At 65.7% G+C, this 8,458-nt stretch carries 9 protein-coding genes and 2 tRNA genes; 7 read left to right on the top strand and 4 right to left on the bottom strand.

Going from position 1 to position 8,458, the window contains the following annotated elements; all coding sequences use genetic code 11:
* Window positions 1-239 precede the first annotated feature (239 nt).
* From F618_RS0101425 to F618_RS0101415, 3 genes are all read right to left on the bottom strand, one after another.
* Window positions 240-315, bottom strand: a tRNA-Thr gene (locus F618_RS0101425).
* 73 nt (window positions 316-388) lie between these two features.
* Window positions 389-826: a Fur family transcriptional regulator gene (locus F618_RS0101420; RefSeq protein ID WP_018144889.1), complete on the bottom strand. Its 438-nt coding sequence runs from the start codon at window positions 824-826 to the stop codon at window positions 389-391.
* 82 nt (window positions 827-908) lie between these two features.
* Window positions 909-982 (bottom strand) — tRNA-Gly (locus F618_RS0101415).
* 65 nt (window positions 983-1,047) lie between these two features.
* Here F618_RS0101415 and thiS point away from each other — a divergent pair.
* Genes thiS through trmB form a run of 3 tightly spaced genes read left to right on the top strand, consistent with a single transcriptional unit; the run spans window position 1,048 to window position 2,837 of the window.
* Complete coding sequence (gene thiS / locus F618_RS0101410; RefSeq protein ID WP_018175889.1) at window positions 1,048-1,254, top strand: sulfur carrier protein ThiS; 207 nt, start codon at window positions 1,048-1,050, stop codon at window positions 1,252-1,254.
* A gap of 48 nt (window positions 1,255-1,302) precedes the next feature.
* Complete coding sequence (locus F618_RS0101405) at window positions 1,303-2,106, top strand: thiazole synthase (RefSeq protein WP_018168745.1); 804 nt, start codon at window positions 1,303-1,305, stop codon at window positions 2,104-2,106.
* Between the two features lie 2 nt (window positions 2,107-2,108).
* Window positions 2,109-2,837, top strand: coding sequence for a tRNA (guanosine(46)-N7)-methyltransferase TrmB (trmB, locus tag F618_RS0101400; protein WP_019567562.1), 729 nt, complete (start codon window positions 2,109-2,111; stop codon window positions 2,835-2,837).
* Between the two features lie 27 nt (window positions 2,838-2,864).
* Here the strand turns inward: trmB and F618_RS0101395 are convergent, their stop codons facing one another.
* A complete protein-coding gene (locus tag F618_RS0101395; protein ID WP_018938663.1) occupies window positions 2,865-3,713 on the bottom strand; it encodes a universal stress protein in 849 nt (282 codons plus the stop codon).
* A 267-nt stretch (window positions 3,714-3,980) separates the two neighbouring features.
* Between F618_RS0101395 and F618_RS0101390 the strand changes: the two genes are divergently transcribed.
* The 4 genes from F618_RS0101390 to F618_RS0101375 all read left to right on the top strand — a co-directional run bounded on the left by F618_RS0101390 (window position 3,981) and on the right by F618_RS0101375 (window position 8,450).
* Window positions 3,981-5,819 (top strand): SLC13 family permease, encoded by a 1,839-nt coding sequence (locus F618_RS0101390; RefSeq protein ID WP_019567561.1) that lies wholly within the window; start codon window positions 3,981-3,983, stop codon window positions 5,817-5,819.
* 46 nt (window positions 5,820-5,865) lie between these two features.
* Window positions 5,866-6,756, top strand: coding sequence for a phosphoribulokinase (locus tag F618_RS0101385; protein ID WP_018144895.1), 891 nt, complete (start codon window positions 5,866-5,868; stop codon window positions 6,754-6,756).
* Window positions 6,757-6,864: 108 nt separating this feature from the next.
* On the top strand, window positions 6,865-7,323 hold the full coding sequence (locus F618_RS0101380) for a hypothetical protein (RefSeq protein WP_018144896.1): 459 nt from the start codon (window positions 6,865-6,867) through the stop codon (window positions 7,321-7,323).
* Window positions 7,320-8,450 carry an FIST C-terminal domain-containing protein gene (locus F618_RS0101375; protein WP_019567560.1) on the top strand — a complete coding sequence of 377 codons (1,131 nt, stop codon included), beginning with the start codon at window positions 7,320-7,322 and terminating at the stop codon, window positions 8,448-8,450. Before F618_RS0101380 ends, F618_RS0101375 begins: the two co-directional genes overlap by 4 nt.
* Window positions 8,451-8,458: the final 8 nt, after the last annotated feature.

Raw genomic sequence — 8,458 nt, 5'->3', positions numbered from 1 at the left:
GCAAACCCTTGCTTGACTGGGGATTCCGATATGGGATAGTAAAGGACCGGGTGGCTTCTACATGCCGCCTGTAGCCAGTCAGTACGTGCCACCTGGCAGTACGCCTCGACATTCGAGCGGGGGACGCAAAAAAGAAGGGCGGTGCTACCCACACCGCCCTTCCGATGGTCCGAATAGGGCGGACCTGTCCCTGGCTCTGGTCTGTCATCGTCCCCTTGGTCCGACGATGACAGCAAGTTTGGTGCCGGCGAGAGGAGTCGAACCTCCGACCTATCGATTACGAATCGATTGCTCTACCAACTGAGCTACACCGGCGAAGCGCGACATGATAGCGAGGGCCGGTGCCGACCACAATCCGGCGAGCCCGGACAATCGACCGATCACCGGCTCAGGAGCGGCGGCGGCCCACGCGGAAGACGACGTCCACACCCTCGAGTTCCTTGCCTTCCGGCAGGGCGGGCAGATCGGAGATGTCGATCCGCGCCGGATCCACGTCTTCCAGTTGCCCGGTATCGGTATGGAATAGGTGGTGATGCGGATTCAGGTTGGAGTCGTAGAACAGCTTGGCCGGATCAATCACAACCTCGCGCACCAGCCCCTTCTCGGCGAACAGGTTCAGGGTGTTGTACACCGTGGCCTTGGACACCCGCGAGGCATGCCGCATTAGCTGCCCGAGGATTTGCTCGGCGCTGAGGTGCTGATGGCGGGCGAACATCACGCGGGCAATCTCGACGCGCTGCTCGGTCGGGGAGATCGCGTGCTCGCGCAGCATTTCGCGCGCGGCGTGGACCGAGAGCAGATCCGGGTTGTTGGAGTCGATGTTCATGATTCCGACGATATAACAGGGATCTGGAGCAAGTCCATATCCCGCTTTCCGGGGACCGGTGAGGCCGGGAAGCCTGATAGAATGGAGCGGGTGATGGGAATCGAACCCACATTAAGAGCTTGGGAAGCTCCCGTTCTACCATTGAACTACACCCGCTTGCGCCGCCGATTGTAGGCCTTGTCGGCCTCCGGCTCAACGGTAAACTGAGCAGTCGAAGAACCATGCAGATTCAGCTGAACGGCGAACCCTTTGAACTCCCCGATGATCGCGAGGCCACCCTGGCCGCGCTGATCGAGGCACGCGGCCTTGGCGGTCGCCGTCTGGCGGTGGAGGTGAACGAAGAGCTGGTCCCGCGCAGCGAGCACGCGGCCCATCCCCTGAAACCCGGGGATCGCGTGGAGATCGTGCAGGCAATCGGGGGCGGCTAGATTGCCCAGCCGCCCGGCCTGCGACCACTTTTCAACGAAGGAATGACCATGACCGAATCGGCCGCGTCCGCCGACGACCTGTTCCGCGTAGGCACGCGCGAGTTCACCTCCCGCCTGCTGGTGGGGACCGGCAAGTACCGCGATCTCGACCAGACCCGCGATGCCATCGAGGCGAGCGGCGCGGAGATCGTGACCGTCGCCATCCGCCGCACCAACATCGGCCAGAACCCGGACGAACCCAACCTGCTGGACGTGATCTCGCCGGAGCGCTACACGCTGCTGCCGAATACCGCCGGCTGCTTCAATGCCGAGGATGCGATCCGCACCTGCCGCCTGGCACGCGAGCTGCTCGACGGCCACAACCTGGTGAAGCTGGAGGTCCTGGGTGACGAGAAGACCCTGTACCCGGACGTCTTCGAGACCGTGAAGGCCGCCGAGACGCTGGTGGCCGAGGGCTTCGACGTGATGGTCTACACCACCGACGACCCGCTGCTGGCGAAGCGCCTGGAAGACATCGGCTGCCTGGCGATCATGCCGCTGGCCGCGCCGATCGGCTCGGGCCTGGGCATCCAGAATCGCTACAACATCCGCGAGATCGTGGAGAACGCCTCGGTTCCGGTGCTGGTGGATGCCGGGGTCGGCACCGCCTCGGACGCCGCGATCGCAATGGAGCTGGGCTGCGACGGCGTGCTGATGAACACCGCCATCGCCGCCGCCGACGACCCGGTGCTGATGGCCTCGGCGATGCGCCACGCGATCATCGGCGGGCGCCAGGCCTTTCGCGCCGGGCGCATGGCGCCGCGGCGCTACGCCTCGGCCTCCTCGCCGCAGACCGGCCTGTTCTTCAGCTGAGCATGAGCGACCACGCCAACGCCGAAGCGGACGACAAGCCGTTCTACCGCCGTATCCGCAGCTTCGTGCGCCGCGAGGGCCGGCTGACGCCGGGCCAGCAGCGGGCACTGGACGACCTGTTTCCGCGCTTTGGCCTGCAGCTACCGACACCCGCGGCACCGCTGGACCTGACTTCCGTTTTCGGGCGCACGGCACCCGTGACGCTGGAGATCGGCTTCGGGGACGGCGAGAGCCTGGCCGAGCAGGCCGCGAACCAGCCGGAACGCGACTTCATCGGTACCGAGGTGCACCGGCCGGGGGTCGGACATCTGCTGCGCGAGGTGGAGCAGCGCGGCCTGACCAATGTGCGCGTCAGCGACATCGATGCGGTGGAACTGCTGGAGCACTACCTGACGCCCGCCAGCCTGGACTGCGTGCAGGTGTTCTTCCCCGACCCTTGGCACAAGAAGCGCCACCACAAACGGCGCCTGATCCAGCCGGCCTTCGTGCGCCACCTGGCGACGCGCATCCGGCCGGGCGGGCGGCTGCATCTGGCGACCGACTGGGCCGAATACGCCGAACACATGATGGTGGTGCTGGAGGAATGCCGGCCATGGTTCGTGCCGGATGGCCCGATCCCGGCTCCCGGCCGGCCACCGGAACGCCCGGTGACCAAGTTCGAACGGCGCGGGGAGCAACGCGGCCACAAGGTCGCCGATCTGCTCTACCGGCGCACCGACGAACCCGCCTGATGATACCCGGCGCGATGCCGGGTCGGATCAGACGTTCTTGACCACCAGGACCGGGCAGTCAGCCCCGCCAATCACGCGCTCGGACACGCTGCCCATCAGGAGACGCTTGAGCCCGGTACGCCCGTGGCTGCCGACCACCACCAGATCGCGATGGTCGCGCGCAGCGACCTCCAGCAGGGTAACCTCGGGGCGCCCCTCCTCGAAGGTCGCATCGGCCTCCAGCCCCTTCTCGCGGGCCTCGCCCTGCAGACGCTGGATGGCCTGGACGCCCTCCTGACGCCGCTCCTCGTTCTGCCCCGGGACCGCCACGGACACGATCGTGATCGGAAGCTTGCAATAGCCGGCCAGCTCGATTGCGGCGCGCGCGGCCTGGTCCCCAAGGTCGGAGCCGTCGGTCCCCACCAGAAGCCCGCGATGCGGCGCCTGGGCGCCGCGCGGGACGATCATCACGTTGCAGGGTGCGAGCCCCACGACCTTGCGCGTGGCGTCCCCCACCATCAGGCGCGAGAGGTCACCGCGATCGCGTCGGCCGATGACGATCAGCCCGGCCTTGAACTCCTCGGCAATGGCGACGATCTCCTGGTGCCGGTCGACCCCGTGGCGCAGGATCATGGAGGCATCGATGCCCACCTCGCGGGCGCGCTTTTCCAGCGCGTCCAGATCGGTCTGGCCGGCAACGCTCGCCTCGTGGCTGCGCGGCGGAGACAACGCATCGTGCTGGGTATCGGTGCGGATAATCCGTGCGACGATCAGGCGCGCACCACAGCGCTGCGCCAGATCCAGCGCCACATTCTCGGCGGATTCGCTGAACTCGGAGCCATCCGTCGCCAGGACGATGGTCTCGAAACGGCACATCGGGGCATCGGATTCGGACATGCTGGGGTCTCCACCTGGACTTTTTCCCAAGCATAACCGACATGCCGGCAAACGCCAGCACTCGGGCCCGCGCCGACCGAACCGCCAACCCGACGCCGGCGCATTTTTTGCGTCCGTGCCCGCGGGATGAAATAATCCCGCGCTTTCAAGGGAAAGGCGGAATCTGTTTCCGCCGACCCGCCTCGGCGCCTGCGCCCGGCACGAGTCCCCTTTTTCGGCTTCTGGCCACGCGCCGTCCGGCGCGGGTCCTCAGGACACGACTGGAACATGGAAAACCTTACGCTGACCACCGAGATGATCGTGGTGCTTGCGCTGCTCGCGTTCACGATCTTCCTGTTTGTCTCCGAGATCATCCGGGTCGACCTGGCGGCGATCTCGGTAATGGTCCTGCTCGGCCTGCTGACGCTGGTGCCCGGACTCGGGATGCTGGTCGGCCAGGAAGAGCTGTTCAGCGGCTTCGCCTCCAATGCGGTGATCTCGATCATCGCGGTGATGATTATCGGCGCCGGCCTGGACAAGACCGGCGTGATGCACAAGGTGGCGGCGTTCATCATGCGCGTGGGTGGCACCACCGAAAAAAGCATCATCCCGACCGTCTCCGGAACCGTCGGCGTAATCTCCAGCTTCATGCAGAACATCGGCGCAGCCGCGCTGTTCATGCCGGTGATGAGCCGCATCTCCAATCGTCTGAACATCCCGCTGTCGCGCCTGCTGATGCCGATGGGCTTCGCCGCGATCGTCGGCGGCACCATCACCCTGGTCGGGTCCAGCCCGCTGATCCTGCTGAACGACCTGCTGCCGTCGGACATGGAACCGTTCCAGCTGTTCGACGTGACCCCGATCGGGCTGGCCCTGCTGGCGACCGCCATCGTCTACTTCGTGCTGCTGGGCCGTTTTGTGCTGCCGTCGGTAAAGACCAAGTCGGCCCAGCGCGAGAGCGCACAGGACTATTTCCAGCGCGTGTACGGCCTGTCCTACGAGATCCATGAGCTGTTCGTCCCGGAGAACGACCCGTTGGTTGGGCGCACGGTGGCCGAGATTGAGCGCGAGACCGGGATCGCGATCGTCGGCACCTACATGCGCGACGAGCTGCGCATGGCACCGTGGACCGGCTACGAGATTCAGGCCAACTCGCACTTGGCCGTGCTGGCCAGCCCGTCACGCATGGAAAAGCTGTGCGAGGGCACGCGCAAGCGTCCCAGCACCCATCTCGACGTGTTCGCCAACGCCCTGGACAGTGGGCGTTCCGGCGTCGCCGAGGTCGCCATCGCGCCGGGCTCGAACCTCGCCGGCAAGACGGTCACCGAACTGGCGATGCGCCAGACCTACGGCCTGTCGGTGATGCGCATCCAGCGCGGCAACGAGACCTACGGCGAGGGGCTGCGCGACATCCCCCTGGAGCCGGGCGATATCCTGGTGGTGCACTGCACCTGGGAATCGCTGGCCCGGCTGGAGCAGGACCGCGATTTCGTGGTGATCACGTCGGACTATCCGCGCGAGGAACTGGTACCGTCCAAGGTGCCGCATGCGCTGTTCTTCCTGGCGCTGACCGTGGGCCTGATCGTGTTCACCGACCTGATGCTCTCGGTCGCACTGCTGACCGGCGCACTGGGCATGATCCTGACCGGCGTCATCAGCCTCGACAACGCCTATCGCGCCGTCAGCTGGAAGACCGTCTTCCTGCTGGCGTCACTGATCCCGCTGGGCATGGCGGTGGAGAACACCGGAACCGCGGCCTGGATCGCGCAGAACACGCTCGACATGCTGGGCACCGTACCGCCCTGGGTCCTGCAGGCGACGATCTTCGCCCTGGCCACGTTCTTTACCCTGGTCATGTCCAACGTCGGCGCGACCGTGCTGCTGGTGCCGCTGGCGATCAATTTCGCGATCGCCGCGCAGGCCGCGGGCATGGATGCCGACCCGCGCGTGTTCGCGCTGACCGTGGCGATCGCCACCTCGAATTCCTTCCTGATCCCGACCCACCAGGTGAACGCCCTGATCATGGGCCCCGGCGGCTATCGGGTGAAGGACTTCATGAAGGCGGGCGGCATCATGACCATCCTGTTCGCCGTGGTCGCCATGTTCATGCTCAACCTGATTTTCTAGTCTGTTAAACGCAACCTTTAGCAACCCGTTTGCAAGGAGAAATCCCATGTCCCAGAAGCATCCCGTGATTGCGGTGACCGGTTCCTCGGGTGCCGGCACCTCCACCGTCAAGCGCTCCTTCGAGTCCATCTTCCGTCGCGAGCAGATCAGCCCGGTTGTGATCGAGGGCGACAGCTTCCATCGCTATGACCGCAAGGCAATGAAAGAGGCGATGCAGAAGGCCGCCGCCGACGGCAACGATCACTTCTCGCACTTCGGCCCCGAAGCCAACCTGTTCGATCGCATCGAGGGGCTGTTCAAGACTTACGGCGAGACCGGCCAGGGCGAGAAGCGCTACTACCTGCACTCCGACGAAGAGGCCGCCGAGCACAACGAGCGCCTTGGCACCAACCTTGGACCGGGCGAGTTCACCCCCTGGGAAGAGATCCAGCCGGGCACCGATCTGATGTTCTACGAAGGCCTGCACGGCCTGGTCGTGAATGGCGAAGTGGACGCCGCGCAGCACGTGGACCTGGGTATCGGCGTGGTGCCGATCGTGAACCTCGAGTGGATCCAGAAGATCTTCCGCGACAACGCCGAGCGCGGCTATTCCGCCGAGGCGATCGTCGACACGATCCTGCGCCGCATGCCGGACTACGTGAACTACATCACCCCGCAGTTCGGCTACACCGACATCAACTTCCAGCGCGTGCCGACGGTGGACACCTCCAACCCGTTCATCGCCCGCGCGGTGCCGACCCCGGACGAGTCGATGGTGGTGATCAGCTTCAAGGATCCGGCGAAGCTCGGCATTGACTTCCCGTACCTGCAGAACATGATCCCGGACTCCTTCATGTCCGATCCCAAGACCCTGGTGGTCCCGGGCGGCAAGATGAGCTTCGCGATGGAGGTCATCCTGGCCCCGATCATCCACGAGATGCTGTCGCGTCGCGGCTGATCCGCAAGCCCAAGAGAAGTTCCCAAGCCCCGCTCCGGCGGGGCTTTTTTCGTTCAAGGCCGGGCATTCCGCTAGGATTCGGGCTTTAACCAACAGGACGGAGTTGGCGTGATCGGACTCTTCGGGCCACGGCCGGCCCAACAGATGGAGCGCTTTCGCAGCCGTTACGACGGACGCTCGCTGATCGTGCACCAGGGTTTCAACGGAGACTGGCTGGAGGAGCTGATCAAGCAGCCGGGCGGCGGGGGCCACTTCCGCATGGACAGCCGACCGCTGCCGCGGCGGCGCCCCACCCCGGTGGAATGGCTGGTGCAGACTTACATCCTGCCGCTGGAGCTCCCTCAGCCACTGTTTCTGGACGTACGCGAGGACGCCATCCTCGTGCGCCACCTGACGCGCGGGCAGCATGCCGTGCACCCCTCCGAAATCGCCTGGTTTCTGGAGGAACTGGACACTCGCCACCACGCCCGCCTGGTCTTCGCCGAAGACGGCGGCCTGCACGTGCACACCGGCCTGCCGGTCGACGACAACGAGGCCCTCAGCATGCTGGAGCATCTCGGTTTATGACCACACCCTTTCGCAGCGCCACCGCCCGCGGCGACGAGCCCGGGGCCCTGGCCACCACCCTGGTCGCCGAGCTCGGCGAACAGCCGGTGCGTGGCGATGATCAGGTACGCGTCGGCTTCATCTATCTCTCCGACCCCCTGAGCCGCCACGCCCGCAGCCTGCTGAAACACCTGCGCGAAGGCCTCGGGATCGATCACTTCGTCGGCGGCATGGCCATGGCGATCATCGGCCCGCGCGACGAGCTCTACGAGCAGCCCGGTGTGACCCTGATGATCGGCGAGTTCCCGGCATCCAGTGTTCGGGTCATCTACCATCCGGTACGTCGCTTCGAGGATCTGGTACAGGAACTGGACGGCTTCCTCGACCCGCAGACCCCGGGGCGTCTGATCCTGAATGCCGACCCCCAAACGGAGGGCCTGGAAGACATACTGACGGAGATCGGCGAGCAGACCGCCTGGTTCGCCACCGGGGGTGTCAACTCCGGCGAGCCCGGCGTGGTACAGATCGCCGACGGGGTCTCCGCCTCGGGCATCACCGGCCTGGCGCTGCGCGACGATGTCGCCATCGCCGCGCGCCACAGCCAGGGCTGCACACCGCTGCCCGGCCAGCACGAGCTGACCGAGACCTGGCGCAACATCATTGTGCGTCTGGACGGGCAGCAGGCGCTGCCGGCATTCAAGGGCATCATCGGCGATGTCCTGTCGCGCGATCTGGAACGCGCGCTGGGCTACATCCTGGTCGGCTTTCCCATCGCCGGCTCGGATACCGGCGACTATCGCGTGCGCAACATCATCGGGGTGGACCTGGACCAGGAGGTCCTCGCGATCGGCGAGATGCTGGAACCGGGGTCGCAGATCCTGTTCGTGCGCCGCGACGGCCAGGCCGCCCGCGACGACCTGGAACGCATGCTGGAACAGGTGCGCGCCCAGGCACCCAACGGCATTCGCGGGGCGCTCTACGTCTCCTGTGTCGGGCGCGGACGCCACCAGTTCGGGCAGGAAGGCGCGGAGTTGGCTATCGTGCAAAAGGGACTGGGGGACGTACCCCTGGTCGGCTTCTTCGCCAATGGCGAGATCTTCGCCAACCGCCTGTACGGCTACACCGGGGTCCTGACCCTGTTCACCTGAAACGCACT

This window comes from Thioalkalivibrio sp. ALMg13-2, assembly GCF_000381185.1.
Lineage (GTDB): Bacteria > Pseudomonadota > Gammaproteobacteria > Ectothiorhodospirales > Ectothiorhodospiraceae > Thioalkalivibrio > Thioalkalivibrio versutus.
This window is presented reverse-complemented; position numbering and strand designations above follow the sequence as displayed.

Bases quoted from the DNA above. Each gene is read 5' to 3' on its own strand.
- F618_RS0101420 (WP_018144889.1), bottom strand. From the start codon at position 826: ATGAACATCGACTCCAACAACCCGGATCTGCTCTCGGTCCACGCCGCG.
- thiS (WP_018175889.1), top strand. From the start codon at position 1,048: ATGCAGATTCAGCTGAACGGCGAACCCTTTGAACTCCCCGATGATCGC.
- F618_RS0101405 (WP_018168745.1), top strand. From the start codon at position 1,303: ATGACCGAATCGGCCGCGTCCGCCGACGACCTGTTCCGCGTAGGCACG.
- trmB (WP_019567562.1), top strand. From the start codon at position 2,109: ATGAGCGACCACGCCAACGCCGAAGCGGACGACAAGCCGTTCTACCGC.
- F618_RS0101395 (WP_018938663.1), bottom strand. From the start codon at position 3,713: ATGTCCGAATCCGATGCCCCGATGTGCCGTTTCGAGACCATCGTCCTG.
- F618_RS0101390 (WP_019567561.1), top strand. From the start codon at position 3,981: ATGGAAAACCTTACGCTGACCACCGAGATGATCGTGGTGCTTGCGCTG.
- F618_RS0101385 (WP_018144895.1), top strand. From the start codon at position 5,866: ATGTCCCAGAAGCATCCCGTGATTGCGGTGACCGGTTCCTCGGGTGCC.
- F618_RS0101375 (WP_019567560.1), top strand. From the start codon at position 7,320: ATGACCACACCCTTTCGCAGCGCCACCGCCCGCGGCGACGAGCCCGGG.